The sequence below is a fragment of the Paludisphaera sp. genome (assembly GCF_037189885.1).
In the GTDB taxonomy this organism is placed as follows: Bacteria; Planctomycetota; Planctomycetia; order Isosphaerales; family Isosphaeraceae; genus Paludisphaera.
The window spans coordinates 18,077-41,927 of sequence record NZ_JBBCIR010000002.1 but is presented as its reverse complement, the minus strand read 5'-3'; the positions used below and the strand labels follow the sequence as shown (position 1 = coordinate 41,927).

General features: G+C 72.3%; 16 protein-coding genes. 7 read left to right on the top strand and 9 right to left on the bottom strand.

Annotation, left to right across the window (positions count from 1 at the left end; translation table 11 throughout):
* The first annotated feature begins 36 nt into the window (after positions 1-36).
* Positions 37-864, top strand: coding sequence for an indole-3-glycerol phosphate synthase TrpC (trpC, locus tag WG209_RS00360; RefSeq protein WP_337172994.1), 828 nt, complete (start codon positions 37-39; stop codon positions 862-864).
* Between the two features lie 131 nt (positions 865-995).
* A complete protein-coding gene (locus tag WG209_RS00355; protein WP_337172993.1) occupies positions 996-1,976 on the top strand; it encodes a hypothetical protein in 981 nt (326 codons plus the stop codon).
* Positions 1,977-2,054: 78 nt separating this feature from the next.
* Here the strand turns inward: WG209_RS00355 and WG209_RS00350 are convergent, their stop codons facing one another.
* Positions 2,055-3,731, bottom strand: coding sequence for a redoxin domain-containing protein (locus WG209_RS00350; RefSeq protein ID WP_337172992.1), 1,677 nt, complete (start codon positions 3,729-3,731; stop codon positions 2,055-2,057).
* 284 nt (positions 3,732-4,015) lie between these two features.
* Between WG209_RS00350 and WG209_RS00345 the strand changes: the two genes are divergently transcribed.
* Positions 4,016-9,043 (top strand): PVC-type heme-binding CxxCH protein, encoded by a 5,028-nt coding sequence (locus WG209_RS00345; protein ID WP_337172991.1) that lies wholly within the window; start codon positions 4,016-4,018, stop codon positions 9,041-9,043.
* Positions 9,044-9,794: 751 nt separating this feature from the next.
* Here WG209_RS00345 and WG209_RS00340 read toward each other — a convergent pair.
* Positions 9,795-10,928: a DUF1559 domain-containing protein gene (locus WG209_RS00340; protein ID WP_337172990.1), complete on the bottom strand. Its 1,134-nt coding sequence runs from the start codon at positions 10,926-10,928 to the stop codon at positions 9,795-9,797.
* Positions 10,929-11,087: 159 nt separating this feature from the next.
* Entirely contained in the window at positions 11,088-11,288 is a 201-nt protein-coding gene (locus WG209_RS00335; protein WP_337172989.1) for a hypothetical protein, read from the bottom strand.
* Between the two features lie 471 nt (positions 11,289-11,759).
* On the opposite strand from WG209_RS00335, the gene WG209_RS00330 reads away from it, so the two are divergent.
* Positions 11,760-12,518 carry a hypothetical protein gene (locus tag WG209_RS00330; protein WP_337172988.1) on the top strand — a complete coding sequence of 253 codons (759 nt, stop codon included), beginning with the start codon at positions 11,760-11,762 and terminating at the stop codon, positions 12,516-12,518.
* On the opposite strand, the gene WG209_RS00325 is transcribed toward WG209_RS00330, so the two are convergent.
* The 6 genes from WG209_RS00325 to WG209_RS00300 all read right to left on the bottom strand — a co-directional run bounded on the left by WG209_RS00325 (position 12,499) and on the right by WG209_RS00300 (position 20,307).
* Positions 12,499-13,962 carry a DUF1501 domain-containing protein gene (locus tag WG209_RS00325; RefSeq protein ID WP_337172987.1) on the bottom strand — a complete coding sequence of 488 codons (1,464 nt, stop codon included), beginning with the start codon at positions 13,960-13,962 and terminating at the stop codon, positions 12,499-12,501. The two genes, WG209_RS00330 and WG209_RS00325, sit on opposite strands and share 20 nt — an antisense overlap.
* Before the next feature lie 82 nt (positions 13,963-14,044).
* On the bottom strand, positions 14,045-14,431 hold the full coding sequence (locus WG209_RS00320) for a hypothetical protein (protein ID WP_337172986.1): 387 nt from the start codon (positions 14,429-14,431) through the stop codon (positions 14,045-14,047).
* Positions 14,432-14,526: 95 nt separating this feature from the next.
* Positions 14,527-15,051, bottom strand: a complete 525-nt coding sequence (locus WG209_RS00315; RefSeq protein WP_337172985.1) for a methylated-DNA--[protein]-cysteine S-methyltransferase — start codon at positions 15,049-15,051, stop codon at positions 14,527-14,529.
* Between the two features lie 11 nt (positions 15,052-15,062).
* Positions 15,063-16,511: an AlkA N-terminal domain-containing protein gene (locus WG209_RS00310; protein ID WP_337172984.1), complete on the bottom strand. Its 1,449-nt coding sequence runs from the start codon at positions 16,509-16,511 to the stop codon at positions 15,063-15,065.
* Positions 16,512-16,581: 70 nt separating this feature from the next.
* Positions 16,582-17,196, bottom strand: coding sequence for a nitroreductase family protein (locus tag WG209_RS00305; protein WP_337172983.1), 615 nt, complete (start codon positions 17,194-17,196; stop codon positions 16,582-16,584).
* 9 nt (positions 17,197-17,205) lie between these two features.
* Positions 17,206-20,307: a PSD1 and planctomycete cytochrome C domain-containing protein gene (locus WG209_RS00300; RefSeq protein WP_337172982.1), complete on the bottom strand. Its 3,102-nt coding sequence runs from the start codon at positions 20,305-20,307 to the stop codon at positions 17,206-17,208.
* Positions 20,308-20,588: 281 nt separating this feature from the next.
* On the opposite strand from WG209_RS00300, the gene WG209_RS00295 reads away from it, so the two are divergent.
* From WG209_RS00295 to WG209_RS00285, 3 genes are read left to right on the top strand one after another with little or no spacing between them, the layout of a single operon-like run.
* Positions 20,589-21,485 carry a glycosyltransferase family 2 protein gene (locus WG209_RS00295; protein ID WP_337172981.1) on the top strand — a complete coding sequence of 299 codons (897 nt, stop codon included), beginning with the start codon at positions 20,589-20,591 and terminating at the stop codon, positions 21,483-21,485.
* Positions 21,486-21,488: 3 nt separating this feature from the next.
* A complete protein-coding gene (locus WG209_RS00290; protein WP_337172980.1) occupies positions 21,489-21,935 on the top strand; it encodes a lipid-A-disaccharide synthase N-terminal domain-containing protein in 447 nt (148 codons plus the stop codon).
* Between the two features lie 28 nt (positions 21,936-21,963).
* Entirely contained in the window at positions 21,964-23,502 is a 1,539-nt protein-coding gene (locus WG209_RS00285) for a hypothetical protein (protein WP_337172979.1), read from the top strand.
* Positions 23,503-23,851: the final 349 nt, after the last annotated feature.

Genomic DNA, 23,851 nt, shown 5'->3' with positions numbered 1-23,851 from the left:
ACGTTCGACGCGGCCTACTCGACCGGACCCAGACCGATGCCCGAATCCCCCGGAAAGACGCCCAGCATCCTGGAAGAGATCGTCGCGACGAAGCGAAGGGAGGTCGAGCGCGACCGCCGGCGCATGCCGCTGGAGGAGTTGGAGGCGCAGGCCGCCGAGGCCCCGCCGGTCCGCGACTTCCGCGCCGCGCTGGACGGCCGGGGCGCCATCTCGCTGATCGCCGAGGTCAAGAAGGCCAGCCCGTCGGTCAAGGTGATCCGCGAAGACTTCGAGCCCGTCTCGATCGCCCGCGCCTACCAGGACCACGGCGCGGCGTGCATCAGCGTGCTGACCGACGTCCCTTACTTCCAGGGGCACCTCTCGTACCTCGCCCGGATCCGCGCGTCGGTCGCCATCCCCTTGCTCCGCAAGGACTTCATCATCGACGAGTACCAGGTCGTCGAGGCCCGCGTCGCCGGGGCCGACGCCATCCTGCTGATCGCCGAGATCCTCGACGACGCGACCATGGGCGCGCTGTTGGAGCGGGCCAGGGGGCTGGGCATGGCGGCGCTCGTGGAGTTCCACGACCCGGCGAACCTGGATCGCGTGCTGGCCGTCGGCGCGGACCTCGTGGGGGTCAACAACCGCGACCTCCACACCTTCACCACCGACCTCGACCGGACCATGCGCGTCCGCGAGCGCGTCCCGAACGACGTCCTGCTGGTCAGCGAGAGCGGCATCCACTCCCGCGCCCAGGTCGAGCGGCTCCAGGTCGCCGGCGTCGCCGCGATCCTCGTGGGCGAGTCGCTGATGCGCCAGCCCGACATCGGCCTGGCCGTGGAGCGGCTGATGGGCCTGGCCCCCGAGGGCGCCCCGGCGTCGTGACCCCTCGCCCCACGGCGAATAATAATCGGGTCCGGCCCGACGAATGCCTGGGGTGAGACGCGGGCGCCGGCGCGCGCCGACGGCCCGCCCGCCCGAATCGGACCGGAACGACAGCAAGGAGACGATGCATCATGCGACTCCACCCGAAGGCCGCCAGGACGCTCACGACGATCGGGGGGGTCGGGCTCATGGGCCTGGCGTTCCTCGCCGCCCCCGCGCTCGGCCGCGTCCTCCAGGACGGCCCGCCCCGCGAGAACCCCGCGCCCCCGGCCCCCCCGGCGCCCAGGCCCCCGGACGCCCCGGACGCCCCCACGCCCCCCGACGCGGACGACGACGCCGACGACGCGGAGGAGGCCGCCGACGCCGTGGCGAGGCGCGTCCAGGAGCTTGCCGAACGCCTGAGCAAGGAGGCCGAGCCCGTCGCCGACGAGGTCCGCAAGGCGATCGGCGACGCCGCCACGATCCTCGGCGACGCCCTCAAGCGCGACAACGCCTCCGCCGAGGACGTGAAGTCGGCCATCGAACGCGCCCGCGACGAGCTGACCCGCGCCTTCCAGGAAGGCGGCTCGATCGACCGCAGCGCCCGCGAGGCGATCCGCAAGGCCCAGGAGGAAGTCCGCGGCGACCTGGAGAGGTCCCGCGACGAGGCCCGCGAGGCCCTGCGCCGTCGCCACGAGGACGCCCGCGAGCGCCTCGGCGAACAGGCCTCCGAAGCCCCGGATGACATGGACGATGCCCACGAGGGCGAGGGCGAGGTCGATGACGACGGCGACGACACCGCGCGAGCCCGTCGCCGCGTCCGCTATCTCCAGCAGCAGCTCCGCGAGGCCCAGCGCGAGCTTCAGCAGGCCGAGCGCGAGGGTCGCGAGGCCCGCAGGCCGGGCTCGCCCCGCGGTCGCCTCGGCGGCGCCATGCGTCCTGGCCCCGGTCCCGGTCGTTTCGGCCCCGGCCCTGGCCCCGGTCGTCCCGGCCCTGGTCGTCCCGGCTCCGACGCCGACCGCCGCCTCGACGCCCTCGAAGCCAAGATGGACCGCGTCCTGGAGGCGCTTGAAGGGATCAAGGGCGACAAGCCCGAGGCGAGCGAGCCGGAGCCCGAAGGCGACGACGATTGAACCCCGCGGGCGGGCGGCCCTCGCGATGCCGGGGGCCGTCCGCCCGACTTCGACGACGGGCCGCCGGCCCCCGGCGCGTCACTTCGTGAACAGCACCGCCTCGTCGCGGATGACGTAGCGGGCGCCGATCGACCCGAGGAGTTCCTCGATCGCCCGGTCCAGCGGCCCGTCCTCCACCTTCCCGGTGACGCGGGCGTGGGGGTCGAGGCGGCCGGCCCCGAGGGCGGCGGGGTCGAGGACGAAGCTCTCGCCGGTCAGCGCCTCCAGGATGGCGGGGACGTCCTCAAGCTCGGCGTCCTCGATCGCGAACGAGCCCGGCTTCGCGAGCTTCTCCGCGATGGCCTGGTTGGTCGCCCGCTGGTGCGGCGATTGCTCGCGCGGGCCATCGGCCTTGACGACGCGCAGGCCGTCCTCGGCCGGCTTGACGTCCAGCCCCAGCGCGTCGAGCGTCAGCCCGAGCCAGCTCCGCAGCGAGAGCCCGGCCCCGAGCGTCAGCCGGGTCGGCTCGTCGGGGCTCACGCCGGCGGCCTTCAGCGACTCCTCGTCGATGATGATGGGGATGTCGCCCATCCGGGAGAAGAACTCAAGCGTCTTCCTCAGCGACACCGAGTCCGTGCCCAGAGCAATGTAGCGGTCGAGTGCCCGGGGGACGCGGCGGGCCATGGGGATCGGCGGCAGCTTATTCGCCAACTCCCGCGGGTGCGACTCGCCGATGAGGATGCCGTCCGGGTCGACGAGGAGGCTCGTGGGGAACCCCTGGACCTGGAGGGCGTCGACCGTCGCGCCGTGACCGGCCCGCCCCTCATCGCCGGGGGCGTCGAGCAGGACCGGGAACGGCAGGTCGCGGCCGCGCCAGACGGACTTCTTCGCCGGCCCGGTCTTCGCGTCCATCTCGGCGAGATCCTTCACGGAGCCGTCGTGGAGGGCGAGGATCTCGAACTTGTCGCGGTCGGCCTCGTGCTCCTCGTAGAAGTCGATCAGCTCGCCGAGCTGGCGGACGCAAGGGCCGCACCAGTAGCCCCAGACGTCGATCAGGACCCACTTGCCGCGGAAATCGGCGATCGTCACATCTTTCTTCACCCCCCGGGCGTCGGCCAGCTTCCACGGAGGGAAAGGCTTCCCCTTCATCAGCGCGAGGGCCTGCGCGGGGAGGTCGATGGTCCCCAGGTCGACCTCGGGTAGGTCGGGCTTGAGGGACAGGGGCCTCTTCACCCCCCGGACGTCGCTCCCATAGGCGTCCATCACGTAGTCGCCCGCCGGGGCGACGAAGGAGAACTCCCCGTCCTTCACGACGCGCTGGAGGACCCGGGCGTCGCCGGGCGTCGTGTTGAGGTAGGTGTTGGCCCAGGTCGGGAAATGGCCCAGCTCCTTGCTGTCCAGCTTGCCGCGGACGCGCACGGCCGGGGCCAGGCGGATCTCCACCGGCTTATCCAGGGCGTCCTTGGGGACGACCGCCAGGCTGGCATGCGCGCGGTCGGCGTCATAGGCGGCCAGGGTGAATTGATCGCCATAGGCTTCCTCCTTGAGGGCGAACCGGCCGTCGGCGTCGGTCTTCGCGCCGTGATACGACTTCACCTCGCCGGTCTCCTCGTCCACGATCCAGAATGAGGCGACCTCCGCGCCCGCGATGGGCTCGCCGTCGGCGTCGACGACCCGGCCCTCGATCTTCACCGTGGATTGCGCCCGCCCCTCGCCCATGCCCGACAGCATCGCCAGGCCCAGGGTCGCCGCCGTCACCAACCGTCGCCGGATCATGGCCCCCTCCTTCCGCCGTCTTACAAGCGTCGTCGCCCGCGGCGAGAGTGTGACGGAGGCCGCGCGGCCGGTCAAGGGTCGGTCGGCCGGGACTCGCGGGGGAGGGGGGCGGGGCCCGGACGACGCCCGGCGTGGAAGGACCGGAGGGTTGGATTCTTGATTGAAATCGGCCCGTCGGCGATCGACAATGGGGCCTCGTGCGAGGAGCGACGGCGTCTGTACGGTTCGCGGGGCCCGGAAGGCCTCGGCGGGCGGCCGTTCGCGGCGCGGGAACGGGGACGGGCATGATGGCGCAATTCGGGAAGCGGCGACGCGCGGGGTCGGCCGGGGTCTGGAAGGTCGTGGTCGGGTCGATCGCGGCCTGCATCCTGGCGACGGCGGCATCGACCGCCACGGCCCAGGACGGTCGGCCCCCCGAACTCCCCAGGGGAGCCCACGTCAGCATCATCGGCAACACCCTGGCCGATCGCATGCAGCACACCGGCTGGCTGGAGGCGACCGCCCACAGCCGGTTCCCCGACCACAACCTGACGATCCGCAACCTGGGCTTCAGCGGCGACGAACTCACCGTCCGCCTCCGCTCGGCCGCGTTCGGGACGCCCGACGAGTGGCTGACGAGGAACAAGACCGACGTCGTCCTCGCCTTCTTCGGCCACAACGAGTCGTACGGGGACCCGGAGAAGTTCCGCGCCGACCTCGACGCCTTCGTCAAGCACACGCTCGCCCAGAAGTACAACGGCAAGTCCGCCCCCGCGCTGGTGCTGTTCTCGCCGATCGCCTTCGAGGATCTCCGCGACCCGTCGCTCCCCGACGGCAAGGAGATCAACCCCCGCCTGGAGCGCGTGACGGCCATCATGGCCGAGGTCGCCAGGGCCCACGAAGTCCCCTTCGTCGACCTGTTCCACCCCACGCGCGACCTCTACGCCAGGGTGGACAGGCCCCTGACCATCAACGGGATCCACCTGACGTCCGAGGGCGACAGGGCCGTCGCCGAGATCATCGAGCGCGCCGTCTTCGGCGACGTCCATGAGCGCGACCCCGAGCGGTTCGAGAAGATCCGGCAGGCCGTGCTGGACAAGTCGGACACCTGGTTCAACCGCTACCGGACCGTCGACGGCTATTCCATCTACGGCGGCCGGGCCGACCTCGCGTTCGTCAACGACCAGACCAATCGCGAGGTCGCCCAGCGCGAGATGGAAGTGCTGGACGTGATGACGGCCAATCGCGACCGTCGAATCTGGGCGATCGCCGCCGGCGAGGATCCCGGGCCGGTCGACGACTCCAACACCCCGCCGTTCATCCCGGTCATCACCAACAAGCCGGGCCCCGGCCCCGACGGCGAGCACGTCTACCTCGGCGGCGAGGAGGCCATCGCCAAGATGACCGTCGGCCAGGGCCTGAAGGTCAACCTGTTCGCGTCCGAGGAGCAGTTCCCCGACCTGGCCAAGCCCGTGCAGATGACCTTCGACGCGAAGGGCCGGCTGTGGGTCGCCTGCTGGCCCACCTACCCCCACTACCGCCCCAAGTCGCCGCGCAACGACAAGATCATCATCCTGGAAGACACCGACGGCGACGGCAAGGCCGACAAGCAGACCACCTTCGCCGACGACCTGCACTGCCCCACCGGGTTCGAGATCGTCCCCCAGGGCGTCCTGGTCGCCCAGGCCCCGGACATCATGCTGCTGAAGGACACCGACGGCGACGACCGGGCCGACGAGCGCGTCCGCGTCCTGAGCGGTATCGACTCGGCGGACACCCACCACACGTCCAACAGCTTCCGCACGGGCCCCGGCGGCGACGTCTACTTCCAGGAGGGGACGTTCCACCACTCGCAGATCGAGACGCCCCACGGCCCCCCCGTCCGCCTGGCCAACGCCGGCGTCTTCCGGTATGAGCCGCGGTCCCAGAAGATCGACGTCCACGTCACTTACCCGTTCGCCAACCCGCACGGCCACGTCTTCGACCGCTGGGGCCAGGACTTCGTCACCGACGGCACCGGCAACGTCAATTACTTCGCCGCCGCCTTCTCCGGACACCTGAACTTCCCCGAGAAGCACGGCTCGATGAAGCCCTACTTCCAGCAGCGCACCCGCCCCTGCGCCGGCACCGAGATCCTCTCCAGCGTCCACTTCCCCGACGACTGGCAAGGGGACCTGCTGATCGCCAACGTGATCGGCTTCCAGGGGATCCACCGCTACAGGTACGAGGACGACGGCTCCGGCTTCACGGCCGTCGAGCAAGACCCGATCGTCTTCTCGTCCGACCCGAACTTCCGGCCGTCGGACATCGAGGTCGGCCCGGACGGCGCGATCTACTTCCTGGACTGGCACAACCCGCTGATCGGCCACATGCAGCACAACCTCCGCGACCCCAGCCGCGACGCCGAGCACGGCCGCGTCTACCGGGTGACGCACGAGGGCCGGCCGCTCGCCCCCCCCGCCAGGATCGCCGGCGCGACGATCCCCGAGCTGCTGGAGCTGCTGAAGTCCCCCGAGGACCGCGTCCGCTACCGGGCCAAGGCCGAGCTTTGCGCCCGCCCCGCCGACGACGTCCTCCCCGCGCTGGCCGCCTGGGTCGGCAACCTCGACCCCAACTCCGCCGACCTGGAGCATCACGTCCTGGAGGCCCTCTGGGTCCACCAGACGTATGACGTGGTCGACCTGGAGCTGCTGAAGCGCTGCCTGGCCTCGCCCGACTTCCGGGCCCGCGCCGCCGCGACCCGCGTCCTCTGCTGCTGGCGCGACCGCGTCCCCGAGGCGCTCGACGTCCTCCGCGAGCTGGCCCGCGACGAGCACCCGCGCGTCCGGCTGGAGGTCGTGCGAGCCGCGAGCTTCTTCGAAGAGCCCGACGCGCTGGACGTCGCCCTGACCACCGCCGAGAGCCCGACCGACTACTACCTGGACTACGCCCGCGGCGAGACCCTCCGCGCGCTGGAGCCCGTCGTCCGGCGGGCCCTCCGGGAGGGCCGCTCGATCGAGTTCCGGAGCGAGGTCGCGGCGCGGTACTTCCTCGACCGCGCGTCGACCGACAACCTCCTGAGGATGAAGCGGACGGCCCCCGTGCTGCGGGAAGTCCTCCTGCGCCCCGGCGTCTCCGAGGACGAGCGCCGCAAGGCGCTGGCGGATCTCGCCGCGCTCGTCGGCAAGGCGCCGGCGCGGGTGCTGGTGGAGGACCTGACCGCCCGCGACGCCGAGGGCGCCGCGGCGGTGGACGACGGCGTCGCGATGGAGCTGGCCCGCCTGCTGGGCGAGTGCGACCGCGCCGAGCTGGCCGAGGTCCGCGGCGAGGTCGAGGCGCTGGCGACGACGGGCAAGTCCCCCATCGCCCGCCGGATCGGCCTCGCGGCGATCGTCGCGGCCGACGGCTCGCCCGACGCCGCGTGGGCCCTCGCCTCGAATTCGGTCTCGTCGCTGCGCGACTTCCTCGCCGCCGCCCCGCTGATCCGCGACCCGATCGTCCGCTCCGGGCTGTATCCGAAGGTCGAGCCGCTGCTGACCGCGACCTCCCCCGACACGGGCCGGAAGGGGGCGCTCGGCCGGTTCGTCCGGATCGCCCTGCCGCGCAAGGGGACGCTCACGCTGGCCGAGGTGGAGGTGATCGCCGACGGCCGCAACGTCGCCCGCGGCGGCAAGGCGACCCAGAAGAACACGGCCAGCGGCGGCGACGCCTCGCGCGCCATCGACGGCAACGCCTCCGGCGCCTACGGCGACGGCGGGCAGACCCACACCGAGGAGCAGACCGACGCCCCCTGGTGGGAGGTCGACCTCGGCGCCGAGTACCCCATCGAGGCGATCGTCGTCCACAACCGGACCGAGGGCGAGCTGGGTCGCCGCCTCCGCGACTTCGAGCTGACCGTGCTCGACTCGTCCCGGGAGGTCGTCGACCGCAAGGCCGGAAACCCCGCGCCGGAGCCCTCGGCCCGCTTCGAGTACGACGGCGGCGGCCTCGCCGGCCTGGTCCGCCGGGCCGCGATGGACGCCCTGACCACCATGCGCGGCCACGAGGCCGACACGTTCCGCGCCCTGGCCAGGTTCGTCCGCGAAGGGGAGCCGGTCGACCGCCGCGCCGCCATCGCCGCGATCCAGAAGCTGCCCCCCGCCACCTGGCCCGACGACGCCCTGGCCCCGCTGGCCGACGCCCTGCTGGCCGAGGTCGCCAAGGTCCCCGTCGCCGATCGTCGCTCCCCCGCCGCGCTCGACGCCTTGCAGCTCGGCGACATGGTCGCCTCGCGCCTGCCGGCCGATCGCGCCAAGGCCGTCCGCAAGGCCCTGGGAGACCTGGGCGTCCGGGCGATCCGGGTCGGCACGGTGCTGGAGCAGATGCGTTACGACGTCGACCGGATCGTCGTCCAGGCCGGCAAGCCCGTCGAGTTCGTCTTCGAGAACGTCGACGTGATGCCGCACAACTTCGTCATCACCCAGGCCGGCTCGCTCGAGGAGGTCGGCGACCTGGCCGAGGCGACGGGGCTCCAGCCCGACGCCATGAAGCGGCAGTACGTCCCGCCCTCGGACAAGATCATCCTGGCGAGCAAGCTGCTCCAGCCCGGCGAGGTCGAGCGCATCGCCTTCACCGCGCCGACGACCCCGGGCGTCCTCCCCTACGTCTGCACCTATCCCGGCCACTGGCGCAGGATGTACGGCGCTCTCTACGTCGTGGAGGACCTGGACGAGTACCTGGCCTCGCCCGAGGGCTACCTCGCCGCCCACCCCCTGCCGATCGCCGACGAGCTGCTGAAGTCGACCCGCCCGCGCACCGAGTGGACCTTCGAGGACCTCGCGGCGTCGCTGGCCCAGCTCGAGCCCGGCGCCGACGCCGCCGGCGCGGGCGTCGGCCGCTCGTTCCAGAACGGGCGGACGCTGTTCCAGCTCGCCTCGTGCTCGGCGTGCCACCAGCTCGAGGGCGTCGGCAAGGAGTTCGGCCCGGACCTGGCGAACCTCGACCCGAAGCAGGGCCCGGCCGACCTGCTCAGGAACATCCTGGACCCCTCGGCCAGCATCAACGAGAAGTTCGTCTCCCACGCGATCGAGCTGGATTCCGGCCAGGTCGTGACCGGCCTGATCGTCGGCGAGACCCCCGAGGCGATCCAGATCGTCGAGAACCCCCTGATCAGCGCCGAGGCCCGCGCGATCGCCGCGGACGAGGTCGCCGACAGGGTCCAGTCGAAGATCTCCCTCATGCCCAGGGGCCTGCTCGACAAGCTGACCCGCGAGGAGATCCTGGACCTCATCGCCTACATCGCCGCCGCCGGCGACCCGTCCCACCCGCTGTTCCGCGGCGACCACGCCGGCCACGCCCACGGCGCGGGGCACTGAGCCCCCGCCGGTGACGCGCCCGACGCCAACGCGCGTCCCCCCCTCCCACCGGGGGGGGGGACGAAGGGCCGGTAATCACGCCGGCTCATCGAACGCGAGTTCCCCCTCCCACCGGCCACGGGCAAGGCCACGGCTCACCGGCCCAGAGTCCGACCGAAGTGGACCGGCTTCAGGATGACCCAGATGTCCTATTCATCCCCTCTCCTCTAGGGAACGGGTAGCCGCGTCAGCGGCGGGCGAGGGTCTTCCGAACGCGGATGAAGCTTTGGCGCGGCATGCCGTAAATTGTTGCCATGTCCACCGATCCGATGTCCCACCCCGCCCGACGGGCTGGATGCGTATCGGGCCGGCCGCTCGATTCGGCCTGGCACTAGCTCGCATGCGCGTGATCCCCGACGCGAATTTCCACAATTTTTTTCGAAATCATGAGATTTCCTGCCCGCCGCCGCGTACATTACGGACGTTCGGCGACCACGCTCCTTGGAAATTCGGAATCGGTTCAATAGGCAGGGACTCCCACGACGGCCATGCGATCGCAAGGCGACCCGCATGGCTTCCGAGTTCCGTCGACGGGCCAAGGCCTCGCCCCCACGCGTCGCGTCGTGAGGGAAGATCGCTCGCGCCCGGCCGCGAGGCGAAGGTCGCCCGCGCCGGACACGAAAAACGCCGACCCGCCGCGGTCGCGAGGACGGCGGCGGGCCGGCGATGAGGTTGACCGGTCACGGCCCGATGGGGCCGCTGCTAGATCGGATCAGTAGCTGTCGGAGCTGACGACCTCGCCGCCGGCGCGGGTGCCGAGGGCCCAGTAGGTGGCCATCGAGACGCTGCTCTTGACGAAGCGGGCCGAGCCGTCGGCGAACACGAAGTTCGAGCCGCCGGAGTGGTTGCTGTTGGCGTTGGTGATGTTGGCGTGGTCGGTGGACTCGATGGGGCACCCTCCGCAGCCGAAGCGGCAGCTACGCCACTGGTACTGCGTCGAGTTGGGCGGGACGATCGTGCTGAACATCGTCCACCCCTCGCAGCCCCAGCCCCAGTGCCGGCCATGGTCGCTCGAGAGGCCGTTGCCGGCGGTGGCCTGGCGGAAGCGGTCGTTGCAGACCTGGAGTCGGGCGCCGACAAGCGCGCCGGGCGCCACCTCGCCCATGGTCATGAAGTTGTAGGCGTCGGTGAGGTCGCCGTCGAGGCCGCCGGTGCCGTCCGGCAGGTTGGTGCCGGTGTTGTAGGGCGTGGCGCGGCCGACGCCGGTGCCGACGAGGCCCTCGCCGAAGGCGATGGTGTTCGACGTGCCGTCCGGGCAATCGGCGACGCCGTAGGTCATCTGATAGGTGAACAGGCCGCTGCTCCGGACGCCGCCGCAGTTGGGCGGCGCCCCGCTCGCCGACCCCCCGTCGCCGTTCATGCTGGTGCCGCGGCTGGCGTAGTAGGAGTTGTGGTAGGTCCGGCCCGCGTTGGAGTCCGACGGGCAGAGCAGGAACGTCAGCTTCGTCCGCCATGCGGTGCCGTTGATCTGCTCGCCGCCCGCCAGGATCGGGTCGAAGTTGAAGTTGATGGCGTTGTAGACCTGCGTCTGCTCCATGTAGCCGAGCAGCAAGGACTGCGCGCTCCACCCCGCCCACTGGATGCAAGCATTCCCGTTGTTGGCGGCGGGATTGGCGGAGTTGTAGGTCGCCGACACTCCCATGGGGAACGAGTTGTGCGCCGAATGGTAGTTGTGCATCCCCAGGCCAAGCTGCTTGAGGTTGTTGATGCACTGGGCGCGCCGGGCCGCCTCGCGGGCCGCCTGGACGGCCGGGAGCAGCAGGGCGATCAGGACCGCGATGATCGCGATCACCACCAAAAGCTCGATCAGGGTGAATCCCCGATCGCGACGAGTACACGGGATCATGCGATTTCCTCTTGTCGATAGGATACGGAGGAGGGAAGGGAACGAGGACAATGGCGCGGGACGGAAACGACGCGAGAATAACGATTTCCGCCGATGACCGGCCACGAATATCCGGACCGCCCGCCGGCTAGCCCATGGCGACGCGACCCGGGCGCGGGCTCAGCCCCTGGACTTGCCCTTCTTCGAATACTGCTGCTGCATGTACTCCATCGAGCCTTTCAATTCCTCCTGGAGCGGCTTCTCCTGCTCGATCGTGGCGGCGTCGTCCCCGCCGCAGCCCGGCAGGGCGACGAGGATCGCGCCGGAGGCGACCAGGGCGAACGCGCCGGTCAGGATTCCCACCGTCTTCCTGGCGTGCATGTCTGGAATTATCCTTTCTCCCGTCGGGCGCGATCGAGGACGCCCGCGCGCCGGCAATGCCGGGCCGCGCGGCTCCCGATGCGGGGCCGACCGTGAAAATAGCGATGGAGTGGGCCCGCGGCCCACCGACTGCGCGACGACACCGAGACGCACGGGGAAGGGAGCATCCCCCGGATGATGGGTCGATCGCGTCGCCGGATCCTGGGATCACATGACTGGCATCATGTTCGATCCGACGGAGCGTCGACCGCCCCCGACGCCCCACGGCCGATCTCGCCCGGCCGGGGCGCGGAAACCTCTAGACTGCTAGACTCGCATGAGGGCAGAGTATAAGAGACAGTTTCCGATAGCAAGGGGCGACATCGGCCAGGTGTCGAAATCCGACAACCGGCACCATCGGCCTCACCCCTCTTAAGGCCGCCCGTCGCGGGATCCGCCGGGGCCTGGGCCTACTTTCGCGAGGCCACGATCATGGCGGAAGGCACGGGATCGGGCGACCCGTCGCGGGGGCATCCAACTTTGGTCGCCTGCCTGCTCGCCGGCCTGGCGGGCGGGCTGTCGGCGTTCGTCGTGGGCGAGTCGACTTATGGGTCGTTCGAGGCCGCGGGGGTCGCGCGACGGTTCCAGGGGATCGTCTCGGACCTGCCGACTCCCGCCGCGCGGGATCTGGCGATGGCCCGCGAGTCGGCCGCGGCGTTCGCCGGGCTGGGGGCGGCGCTGGGGTTGTTCCTGGGACTGGCGGGGGGCATGGCCGGCGGCGGCCCCCGCCGGGGCATCTCGGCGGGCGTGGCCGGGCTGGTCCTCGGGGGCCTGGTCGGCGGGCTCCTGTCGCTGGGGTTGCTCCCCGGCGCGCTCCGGCTGCGCGATCGACTCGACGTCGACCCGATCCTGATCGGCACCGCGACCCAGGCCCTCGTCTGGGGCCCCGTCGCCGCCGCGGCCGGCGCGGCCTTCGGGCTCGCCTTGGGCGGGCGCGGGGCGGCCCCTCGGTTCGCCCTCCTCGCCCTGGGCGGCGGCGTCCTCGCCGCGATCCTCCACGGCGCGGCCGGCGCGGTCCTCTTCCCCCTGGCCGAGACCGACCGACCGCTGGCGACCGAGCGAGGCGCGCGACTCCTCGCCCACTTGCTCGTGGCCCTGTGCGCCGCCGCGGCCGTCGGCCTGGGGGCGACGGCGCGCCGGCGACGCGCCGAGCCCGAGCCCCCCGCCGCCGCTACGCCAGCAGCTTCGTGACGACCTCGCCGTGGACGTCGGTGAGGCGGAACGGGCGCCCCTGGGACTTGAACGTCAGCCGGGTGTGGTCGAAGCCCAGCAGGTGCAGCAGCGTGGCCTGGAGGTCGTGGACGTGGATCGGGTCTTCCACGATGTGGAAGCCCAGGTCGTCGGTGCGGCCGATGGTCTGTCCCCCCCGGATCCCGCCGCCGGCGAGCCACATGGTGAACGCCTGCGGGTGATGGTCGCGGCCCATGCTGCGGCCCAGCGCGGCGTTGGATTCGACCATCGGCGTGCGGCCGAACTCGCCCCCCCAGACGACCAGCGTGTCGTCCAGCAGCCCGCGCCGCTTCAGGTCCATCACCAGCGCCGCGGAGCCGCGATCGGTCTGGCCGCACTGGTGCTTCAGGCCGCCGGCGACGTCGGAGTGGTGGTCCCAGCCCTCGTGGAACAGGTTGACGAACCGGACCCCGCGCTCGACCAGCCGGCGCGCCAGCAGGCAGTTCAGCGCGAACGAGGGCTTGCCGGGCTCGGCGCCGTACATGGCGAGGGTGTCGGGGGATTCGTCGGAGAGGTCCATCAGGTCGGGGGCGCTGGCCTGCATGCGGAACGCCATCTCGTAGGCGCTGACGCGGGTGGCGATCTCGGGGTCGCCGACGGCGGCGAGGTGGTCGTGGTTGAGGTCGCGGATCAGGTCGAGCGTGTCGCGGTCGAACCGGCGGTCGACGCCCGGCGGGCTGGCGACGTCGAGGATCGGGTCCCCCTTCGACCGGAACGGGACGCCCTGGAACGAAGTCGGGAGGAAGCCGCTGGACCACAGCGCCGCGCCGCCGCTGAGGCCCGCCCCGGACGAGAGGACGACGAACCCCGGCAGGTCGGCCGACTCGCTCCCCAGCCCGTACACGGCCCAGGCCCCGATGCAGGGGCGGCCGGGGAAGGGGGAGCCCGTCTGCACGAATATCTGCGCCGGGGCGTGGTTGAACTGGTCGGTGTGCATCGACTTGACGATGGCGATGTCGTCCACGATCTTCGCCGTGTGGGGCAGCATCTCCGACAGCTCGGCGCCGCATCCGCCGTGGCGCGAGAAGCGGTATCGCGACGACATCAGGCTGGCGTCGGGCCGGATGAAGGCGTAGCGCTGGTCCTTGACCACCTCGGCGGGGATCGGCTTGCCGTCGTGCCGGGTCAGCTCGGGCTTGGGGTCGAACAGGTCGAGCTGGCTGGGGGCGCCGGCCATGAACAGGTGGATGACGCGCTTGGCCTTCGGCGCGTAGTGGGGCGGCCGGGGCGCGAGCGGATCGGCCGAGGAGACCACGTCGGCCGCGCGCGAGCGCCCTTGCCCCCGCATCATGAGCGACGCCAGCGCCATCTTGCCGACGCCCACGCCGCAGTCGCGGAAGAAGTGCCTCCGCGTCCGCGCGAGGTTCCACGCCGCGACTCGTTCGAGATGGGGGTTTCCAGACACCGTGCGGCCCTCCTTCGTCGACCCGGCGGGGGGATCCCCCCGCCCCGACCATTATCGCATCATGCGAGCGGGCCGGCCACCTTCATCGAAGCAGGTCTTCCGCGACGCTCAGGAACTCCTTCGCGTCGCCCCCTCGGTAATCCGTAATCCCAACCCGATAGCAAAGCGCATCGCCACGCACGCGGATGTTGAACACGATCGGGTCGCGCCCGGACTGGAACGCGAAGACGTATTCCGGCTTGATGTCGCCGACGGCGGTGTCGCTGGAGATCACCGGAGCCATCGACCGCAGCACCTTCGACGCCGTATTGAACGCGTCGCCGCCGAAAGAGACGGTGGAGTGATCGCGAGTCCGCTCCAGGCTGGCGTTGATGGATCGGCTTGCCGCCAGCCTGTTCAGGTCCGCGGTCGTCAGCGGCCGGTCGGACGGCGGGCGAAGGCAGCCCACCACGCCCGACAGGACCAACACACAAGACGTCCACCGCGCCCGCTTCCGCATCCCCGGCGTCTCCATGAGCGAGGTCCCGCCCGGGCCCGCTGGGGCCGCGATGGCCGCGCCGACCATTATCCCGACATGCGAACGGCCCGACCATGGCGAGCCTCGGCCACGCGCCGGGCCTCGTGTTCGAGGAGGAGCCGCTTGCATTCGAGGCCGCCGGCGTACCCCGTGAGCGCGCCGCCGGAGCCGACGACGCGGTGGCACGGGACGAGGATCGAGATCGGGTTGAGCCCGTTGGCGCGGCCCACCGCCCGGCTCGCCGCCGGACGCCCGAGCCGCCGCGCCAGCTCGCCGTAGCTGATCCGATCGCCGAAGGGGATCTCGCGGAGCGCGGCCCAGACGGCGCGCTGGAAGTCGGTCCCCCGGGGCGCCAGGGGGATGTCGAATGGACGGGCCTCGCCGTCGAAGTAGGCGAGCAGCCGCGCCTCCGCCGCCCGGAATGGCCCCGGGTCGCGCCGCCACGACGGGCCGACGGCCGGGGGGAGACGATGCCCCTCGGTGTACAGTCCCGTCAGCGCCTCGCCGTCCGACAGGAGGAGCAGGGCGCCCACGGGGCTGGGCAGGGTCGCGTACCAGACGGTCGGGTCCATCGGATCCTCCTTCAAGGGGCCGTCAATCTTCGCCAGAGGTGCATGACGGCGTAAGCCCGCCAGGGCCGCCAGGGCTCGGCCGCGGCCAGGGCCTCGGCGGGCGAGCGCGCGTTCAGGGCTTTCCGCAGGACGAGGTCGTGGTGGGGGAAGGCGTCGGGCCAGCGCCAGGCCCGCATGGCGATGTAGCGGGCGGTCCAGGGGCCGATGCCCGGGATCGACGTCAGCCGCGCCAGGTCGGCCTCCGGGTCGGGGCCCGGTTCGAGCGACAGCGTCCCGTCGCGCGCCGCCGTGGCCAGGGCCCGGATGCACTCCGCGCGGGCGCGGATCAGCCCCAGGGCGGCCAGCTCGTCGACCGTCGCGCCGGCGAGGCGCCCGGGCGCGGGGCTGAGGCGGTCCAGCTCCGGGAAGGGGGTTTGCGCCGGCTCGCCGAAGGCGCGGGCGAACCGGCCGGAGAGCGTCGTCGCCCCTCGGACCGAGACCTGCTGGCCCAGCACGGCGCGGACCGCCAGCTCGAAGGGGTCGAACGCGCCCGGGACGCGCAGGCCGGGCGTCCGCCCGACGTCCTCGCGCATCGCGGCGTCGCGCGAGAGATGCTCGTCGATCGCGCCGGGGGCCGCGTCGAGGTCGAACAGCCGGCGGAGCCGGGCCAGGAGCCCCGGGAGGCCGCGGGCCGCGGCGATCGGCAGGTCGACCGCAAGCGCGTGCCGGCGAGGGGCCGGCTCGACCCGGATCCAGCCGCCCCCGCCGACGTCCACGGTGCGCAGGTAGGCGTCGCCCGTCACCCACTCGACCCCCGCGACAGTATGCGCCCGCAGGAAGTCGAGCATGGCGTCCCAGGCGAGGGGGGGGCGGTAGGCGAGGGTCAGGCGGATCCGGCCGTCCGGGGCCGGCGCCCCGCCGCCGGCCGACTTGCGGAGGTCGCCGGGGGCGAGCCGATACCGCGCCCGGAACAGGGCGTTGAACCGCCGGAGGCTGGCGAAGCCGCTGGAGAAAGCGACGTCGATGATCGGCATCGACGTGTCGGTCAGCAGTTGCTTGGCCAGCAGCAGCCGATGCGTCTGGGCCAGCTCCACCGGCGAGACGCCCAGCTCGCGGCGGATCGCGCGACGGAGGTGGCGCGGGCCGACGCCCATCTCGCGGGCCAGGGCTTCGAGCCCGCCCCCGTCCATGGCCCCGGCGACGATCCGGGACGCGGCCAGCCGGGCGGTCCGGCCCACGGCGTCCACCGGCGCGGCCCCCGGCGCCAGCTCGGGGCGGCAGCGCCGGCAGGGGCGGAAGCCCTCGCGCTCGGCCGCCGCCGCCGCCGGGTAGAACCGGCAGCGGTCGCGCCCCGGCGTCCGCGCCGGGCAGATCGGCCGGCAGTAGACGCCGGTCGACGTGACCCCGACGAAGAACACCCCGTCGAAGCGCGGGTCGCGGGCGGACAGGGCCCGATAGCAGGAGTCCGGTTCGAGTTCCATGGCCGAATCATAGGGCCGGCCCGGCCCCGAGTCTGGCCGTTTTCGGACCCGAGGGCGCCGCCCGCGCGGATCAGCCCACGATCGACGACTTCTCGCCCCACGCCCCGCCGAAGACGAACTCTGCGAGCGGCTTCCGCCCCTTGGGGGTGAGGTCGCGAGGGCGGAGATTCTCCGGGAGCGCGTCCGGGTCGCCGAGGTAGCCGATGGCGATGCCGGTGAGCGGGCGGACCCCCTCGGGGACGCGGAAGACCTCGCGGACGCGGTCGGGGAGGATGCCGATCATCTGATGGACGTGCATCCCCAGCGCGATCGCCTGGAGCGCCAGGCTGGCGCTCGCCGAGCCCAGGTCGTGCTCGGCCGCCTCGTTCCGCTTGCCGTTGCGCGCGTGGTTCAGGCTCGCGCAGCCGATCGCCAGCGCCGGCGCCGCGCCGGCCCAGGCCCGGTTCCCCTCGTTGAGGCACGAGAAGACCTTCCCGTACGCCTCCGGGTCGGCCTTGGTGGCGACGATGTACGACCAGGGCTGCTCGTTGTACGACGAGGCGGCCCAGCGCGCCGCTTCGAACAGGGAGCGCAGGTCCTCGTCGGAGACGGGCCGGTCGGCGTAGGCGTAGGGGCTCCAGCGATGGGCGATCAGGTCGGCGATCGGGTGGTCGGGCCTCGCCCGGCGGATCTCTTCGGGGTCCATGAGGTCACCTCACTCTTTCGTCACCGCCTCGTCCAGGTTCAGGATCACGCGGGCGACGGCCGTCCAGGAGGCCAGCTCGGTCGCGTCGACCCCCTCCGGGGGGGCGAGCAGGGGGGTCGGCGGCTTTTCTAGGCTCGCGCCGGCGAGCTTCGCGGCGTCGAGGCCGCCGTCGCGGAAGCGGGCGAGCTGGGCTTCGTGGTAGGCCAGGACGCGGGCCCGCTCCTCGTCGCGCGGGGGACGGCCGAGCGCCAGGAGGAACCCGCGCTCGACGCGGGCCTCGGGCGTGTCGGCCTCGCGGACGATCCGACGGCCGAGCGCCTGGGCCGCCTCCACGAAGACGACGTCGTTGAGCAGCACGAGCGCCTGGAGCGGCGTGTTGGAGCGCTCGCGGCGGGTGCAGACGACCTCGGGCGTGGGGGCGTCCATCGTGGCGAACGCGGCGAACGGGGCCGTCCGCTTGATGAACGTGTAGAGGCCGCGACGGTAGCGGTCGGCCCCCACGCTGGGCGTCCAGGGCTCCTGGCCGTAGGCCAGCGTGGTCGCCCCCTCGGGCTGGGGGGGCTTCACGCTCGGGCCGCCGACGCGGCCGTCGAGCAGGCCGGCGGCGGCGAGCGCCACGTCGCGGATCGTCTCGGCCCCGACGCGGAACCGCGGCCCGCGCGCCAGCAGCTCGTTCCTCGGGTCGCGGGCGACCTGCTCGGGCGTCGCGCGGCTGTCCCGGCGATAGGCCGCGCTCGTGACGATCAGCCGATGCATGGCCTTCATGCTCCAGCCGCGGCGGGGGAACTCGGTCGCCAGCCAGTCGAGCAATTCGGGATGCGTCGGCTCCTCGCCCTGCGTGCCGAAGTCCTCGGGCGTCGTCACCAGGCCGCGCCCGAAGTACGTCTGCCAGAGCTGATTCATCACGACGCGGCCGACCAGCGGGTTCTCGGGGGCGACCAGCCAGCGGGCGAACGTCAGCCGGTCGCGAGGCGCGTCCGACGGCAGCGGATGGAGCACGGCGGGCACGCCGGGCTCGACGGGGTCGCCCGGCTGGAGGAACTCGCCGCGCTTGTGGATGCGGGTGGTCCGCGCGTGCTCGGGGTCGCGCTCGCGCATCACCATGGTCGTCGGGAACCTCGGCTTCGACGCCCGCAACTCGTCGATCGGCTTGCGGGCCTCGGCCAGCTCGGGGGCGATCGACAGGTAATGGCCCGTCAGCGCCCGGACCTGTTCGGCCGAGCGTTCCGGGGCCTCGACGAGCAGGATCTCCTCGATCTCCGCCGGCGGGCCCGAGGCCGCGACGGGGCGGGCGTCGGCCACGGAGAGGCGGAACCGGCCGATGGTCGTCTGGTGGATGAACTCCTGGCGGAGCGTCAGGTGGATCTCGGTCGGGCCGCCGTCGAGCGCGTCGGCCAGCTCGAACACCGCGGCGTGCGGCTTGCCGACGCCCCCGGCGATGCTCCAGCCGGTGTCGGGCACGCCGTCGACGGCCATCGCCGCGGACCGGCCCTTCGCGGCGAAGCTCTCGGTGGCCCGGGCGAACTTCAACGGCCTGGGCTCCTCGGTCGAGCCCTCGGGGCGGGCGGTCGCCTCCACCTCGGTCAGCAGGAAGTCCCCCACGGAGAACAGCGGCGCGCGGCCGGGGCCGTTCTCCGGCAGGCTCGGGTCGAGCAGGACTTCCAGGCGGATCGCGGTCGCCTTCAGATCGGTCTTGAGGGTCGCCTCGTAAACGTCGTTGTTCGGCTTGTCCCCGGAGACCAGCACCGAGGCGTCGGGCCGGACGGTCATCGTCGCGCCCTTGCGCGAGACGACCTCCACCGGGGGTGTCACGGTCCAGCGGACCGGATGGATCGAAGCCTCCCACGCCTCCATCTTCGAAGCCAGCGACTCCGGCCCCTCGGCCGGGTAGCGGCCGGGGAGTTCGGCCTCCATCGCGAGGGCCCGGGCCTCGATCGCCTCCCGCCGCGCGGCGATCTCCGGGTCGGGCAGGTCGACCTCGGGCTCGTCGGCGTTATTCAGGAAGGCGAAGAACTGGTAATACTCGCGCTGGGTGATCGGGTCGTACTTGTGCGTGTGGCACTGCGCGCACTGGACGGTCAGGCCGAGCCAGGCGGCGCCGGTGGTCTGGACGCGGTCGACGACGGCGGCGAAGCGGAACTCCTCGACGTCGATGCCCCCTTCCTCGTTGATCATCGTGTTGCGATGGAAGCCGGTCGCGGTGATCTGGTCGGGGGTGGGATCCGGCAGGAGATCCCCGGCGATCTGCTCGACGGTGAAGCGGTCGAAGGGCATGTCGGCGTTGATGGCGCGGATCACCCAGTCGCGATACGGCCAGATGGAGCGCTCGCGGTCCTTCTCGTAGCCGTTGGTGTCGGCGTACCGGGCGCGGTCGAGCCAGTGGCGGGCCCAGAGTTCGCCGTGGCGGGGGGAGTCCAGCAGGCGGTCGACCAGGCGCTCGTAGGCGTCGGGACGGTTGTCGGCGAGGAAGGCGTCGATCTCCTCGGGCGTCGGCGGCAGGCCGACGAGATCCAGGCTCAGGCGACGGATCAGCGCGCGGCGGTCGGCCTCGGGGGCGGGCTCCACGCCTTCCTCCTCCAGCCGCGCCTGGACGAAGGCGTCGATGGGGTTGCGGACCGCGTCCGCGTTAACGACGGCCGGGACGGCGGGGGGCTTCGGCGGGATGAACGCCCAGTGCTTGGGGGCGTGTCCCTCGGCGGTCGAATCCTCGACGTCGGCCCACTTCGCCCCCTGGTCGATCCAGGCGCGGAGGATGCCGACCTCCTCGGCGGTCAGGGGGTCGCCGGAGCCTTCCGGGGGCATCGCGGTGATCTCGTCGACCCGCGCGGCGGCCTCGATGAGCAGGCTCTCGGCCGACTCGCCCGGGACGATGACCGGGCCGGAATCGCCGCCGGTCATGGCCTTCTCGCGGGTGTGGAGCGACAGCCCCGCCCGGTGCTTGGTCGCGCCGTGGCAGGCGAGGCAGCTCCGCTCCAGCAGCGGGGCGACGTCGCGCGCGAAGTCGACCTCGCGCGTCGCGGCCGGCGGCAGCTCCGCCGCGTCGTCGTCACCGATCGCCACGGCCGCGACCGCGGCCCACAACAATCCCAGCAGCCCGAATCGACGCGTCATGCTTGGCCCTCCGTCCAACCTTTGATTATCCCACCTCGGGGCGGAAAAGGCGACCTGACTCTCGCGACGATCGATTTCGGGGTGGACGGGCGCGCGATTTCATGGAGAATGCCCCCCGCCAAGTCTGATCCTAATCCGTGACGACACGGAACGATCGGCGCGGGGGCCGGGGCAGGGAAGCCCGGACCCCGGAGAACCCGAGAGCCGGGCCGCCGATCCTCATCGCCCTCGGTCGAATCGACCGCGCCCGGGCGGCCACCCGACGAGCAAGGAGGTTCGCCGTGACGCCGAATCCCCAGGGACGGCCTCACTTCGCCGATCCCCCGGGCCGCGCCTGGAGGCGCGACGCCCCCGGGGTCGCCGAGACGTGGGAAGGCCCGACGCCCTTCCTCTCGGTCGTGATCCCCGCCAAGGACGAGGCCGAGGGCCTCCCCCGGCTGATGGCCGAGATCGCCGCCGCGCTCCGGCCGCTGTGCGTCCGGACCGAGCCGCGCCAGACGCGCCTCGGCGGCTTCGAGGTGATCCTGGTCGACGACGGGTCGACCGACGACACGCCCCGAGTCCTCCGCGACCTGGAGGTCGACTTCCCCGAGCTGCGGCCGGTCCGGCTGCGGGCGAACGTCGGGCAGTCGGCCGCCACCGCCGTCGGCTTTCGCGCCGCGAGGGGCTCGTGGATCGCCACGCTGGACGCCGACCTCCAGAACGACCCGGCCGACCTGGCCGCCCTCTGGCGCCGGCTCCCCGGCCACGACGCCGTCCTGGGCTGGCGCCGCGAGCGCCGCGACAAGTGGAGCCGCCGCGTGGTCAGCCGCTGGGCGAACCGGGCGCGCAACGCGGTCCTCGGCCAGACGATCCGAGACACCGGCTGCTCCGTCCGGATCTTCCGCCGCGACCTGGCCCTGCGGCTGCCGCTGTTCCACGGCTCGCACCGGTTCCTGGGCCCGCTCCTGCTCCGCGAGGGGGCGGACGTCGCGCAGATCCCGGTGAACCACCGCGCCCGGCCGCACGGGGCGTCGCATTACAACTTCCGGAACCGCTCGTTCCGGGTCGTCGTGGACCTGCTGGGCGTCGCCTGGCTGATGCGACGGCCGCTGCGATACGAGGTGGTCGAGCCCGGCCCGTCCGTGCCGGCGCCATTCCTCCGGCTGGCCGCGACGCCGATCCGCGAGGCGAGCTGACCCGTGGGCCCGTTCACCGATCCTTACTTCTGGATGGCGGTCGGCTTCGCGGGGCAGGGGCTGTTCACGGCGCGATTCCTCGTGCAGTGGCTGGCCTCGGAGCGCTCGGGCGAGGTCGTGGTCCCCACCGCGTTCTGGTGGCTGAGCATCATCGGGGCCGCCGCGATGCTGGCCTACGCGATCTCCCGGCGCGACCCGGTGGTGATCGCGGGCCAGGCGACGGGGTTCGTCGTGTACGCCCGGAACCTGATGCTGGGGAAGGGGGTCCGGGAGCGTCCGGAGGGGGCCCCGATCGCCCCGGCGTCGGCGACCCCCGCGCCCCACTTCGACGCGTCCGGGCCCGCCGGGCCGGCCCCGTCGCGGGCCCGGGCCGACCATGATGATCCTTCTCGGAGCGAGCGAGGACGTAGGCTCTCGGCGCAGGACGGCCCGGGGCGAATCATCGCATGAGGCAGGCCGATTGAGTGGAGTGAGGTCGATGTTCGCGTTTTCGACGAGAAGCGGCCGCGCCACGCGCCGCCGCCGTCCGTCCGCCCGCCCCGTCTCGCCCGAATCCCTGGAGGCCCGGCTCGCCCTCAGCGCGACGGCCTCGGCGGTGGTGCTGGATTCGGCCGCCGCGGTCGACTCCCACGCGGTCGAGGTCCGCTACACGGCCGACCCCACGGCCGCGAGCCGGCCCTTGCGCCTGGGCGTCTACCGCTCGGCCGACGAGACGTTCGACCCCTCCGACGAGGCGGTGACGACCTTCGAGGTCCCGGCGTCGGCCCGGACGCCCGGCGAGCACGCGCTGACGATCCCCGTCGCCGACGGCCTGCCGATCGACGTCGCCCGGCCCCACGTCCTGATCGTCGCCGACCCCGACTCCCCCGGCGCGGCGACCGACCCGGCGCGGACCGCGTCGTTCCGCAAGTTCTCGATCGGCGTGGTGACGCACGGCGGCATCATCAACAAGAGCTGGAGCAACGGCTCCCCCTGGCAGCTCCAGATCGGCCGGCTGATGGAGCAGGAGGGGTATGACGCCGTCATCCCCTTCAACTGGGTCAACGAGAGCAGCCAGCCCGGCCACGCCGCCCCCCAGGGGATCAAGCTCGCCCGCCAGATCGAGCGCCTGCTGGAGAGGATGCCGGACGACGCCGTGTCCGACCTCCACATGATCGGCCACAGCCAGGGGACGGTGGTCAACGCGGTCGCCCTCCGCAAGCTGGCCGAGGACGCCCCGCCGGAGCTGCGCGGCGGCTGGATCAAGAGCACGCTGCTGGACCCGCACCCGGCCAACAACCACGTCCCCGGCCAGTTGGACTCCTCCCTGACGGCCCTCGGCGGCCTCGCCCGCATGGTCGTGGAGGACTACCAGGCGCGGGCCAAGGATCCCAACCTCTCCGTCCCGCCGAGCGTCGACGAGACCGAGGTCTTCTACCAGCACACCCACGTCCGCGACATCCACCTGATGAGCCCCGGCGGCTACAACCTCTGGGGCCAGGTCCCGATCGCGAACCCCGGCGACGCGCCGATCCATTACTATAATTTGACCCAGGCCAACGCCACCCACAGCGGGGCCTCGGGCGTGGCGCATTGGTACCGCAACTTCGTCGCCACCACGCTCGCCGAGGGCGCGCCCCTGATCCGCGCCCTGCGCCTCGACGGCGCGCCGACGAACGCCGTCCCCACCTCCTGGGAGCCCGACATCCCGCTCTTCCGCCAGGCGGCGGAGAACTGGGGCCCGGACATGGTCGTCGACGGCGCCCGGCCGAGCTTCTCCGGGACCGCCGCCCCCGGCGCGACCGTCCGCGTCTACGTCGGCCCGACCTCCGACCTCTCGACGATCCGCGTCCTCGACGTCGTCACCGCCGACGACTCCGGCGCGTGGACCGTCACCGCCGACCGCGACCTCGCCGAGGGCCGCCACCGCGCCATCGCGATGGCCTACTCCCCCGAGCACCACACCCGCCCGGCCTTCGCCATCGTCTCCATGGCCCCGATGGGCCGCTTCTGGATCGGCGGCGACCCGAGGGTGTGAGGAAGGCCGAAACGCGGGAGGCCCGAGAAGCCGTCTCGCTCGGCAAATGACCGGGGAGCGCGAGCAGGAATCCCCCTTCTCCCCTCGTGGTGCTCTGTCGAAAGCAACGCCGAGGGGCCATCCATCCCCCCTTCTCCCCGCGTGGGAGAAGGGGGCCGAAGGCCGGATGAGGGGGCGACCGGCGCCGCGTCGCGAGCCCGCGAGGGATTCCAGGCCGGCGCTTTTCGGTCGCGCCCCCCCTCATCCGCCCCTTCGGGGCACCTTCTCCCACGAGGGGAGAAGGGATGCTTGTCGCCGCCCACTCCAGGGGTTCTCGACAAAGCACCCTCGCGGAAGAAGGGATGCCTCT